Below are 1,060 nucleotides of genomic sequence, written 5' to 3' on the forward strand. Positions count from 1 at the left end.
CTAATCAAATTGCCTGTATATGCTGGGGAGGAATAAGAGATGAAAGGATTCAAAACTCTAGCCGCTGGTCTACTAGCCAGCTTATTTATGGTTTCTGGCGTTCAAGCTGAAACCCCACAAACACTTTCTGAACTACTAAAAAACGTAAAATCAGAAAGCATTGTTGAATCAAAAGAAAACAAAGAACGCGAAGCTGTGTTCAAGCGCGATCGCGACCAACAAGCTGTATTATTACAACAGGCTCGTGAAGAGCTAGCTGCACAGCAAGCGCTTGGCGATCAACTAAAAGCCACTTTCGACGAAAACGACAAACAACTGACTGAACTAACCGAAACACTGCGTGTTCGCTCCGGTACCTTGGGTGAAATGTTTGGTGTGGTTCGTCAATACGCAGGCGAATTTAAAGGGCTGTTTGCCGCTTCGCAAAATGCCGTTCAGTTCCCAGAGCGTGATGCACTGCTGACGAAACTGGCAGAAAGTAAAGAACTACCATCAACTCAAGAGCTGGAAGCATTCTGGCACACTATTCTTCAACAAGTTGTCGTATCTGGTGATACATCAACAACACAAGCAACGGTTGTTTACGGTGAAGGTAAAGAAGCCGTTCGCGACGTAACGCTAGTAGGTGAATTTAACGCAATTGCAGATGGCAAATACGTCATTTACGTACCTCAAACTGGCAAGTTCGAAGAACTATCACGTCAGCCAAGCAAGAACATCACAAGCCAAGTGGCTGGTTTTGAATCAGCAAAAGGCACTTATGAGCCGCTATTCCTTGATCCATCTCGTGGCGTAATTCTATCGCTACTAGTACAGAGCCCTACCGTTCAGGAGCGTATTGACCAAGGCGGTATCGTTGGTTACGTCATCCTAGCAATGGGCGCTGTTGGTGTCATCATCGCGCTATTGTGCTTCCTACGCCTTCAGATCATCGGTGGCAAAATGCGTAAACAGGCGAAATCAGACACAGTTATCCCTGGCAACCCTCTAGGTGAAGTTATCCAAGCTTACCAAGATCACAAAGGCGACAACCTTGAAGATCTGGAAGCGAAGTTGGACG

The 1,060-nt window shown here is 46.1% G+C and carries 1 protein-coding gene; it reads left to right on the forward strand.

The features are described from left to right. Nucleotides 1–39: 39 nt before the first annotated feature. Nucleotides 40–1,060, forward strand: a 1,021-nt coding sequence (locus R7070_RS26450) for a MotA/TolQ/ExbB proton channel family protein (protein WP_318141550.1), incomplete at its 3' end; no start/stop codon positions are given.

Origin of the sequence: Vibrio sp. 1557 (genome assembly GCF_033340175.1) — a bacterium.
GTDB lineage: Bacteria > Pseudomonadota > Gammaproteobacteria > Enterobacterales > Vibrionaceae > Vibrio > Vibrio alginolyticus.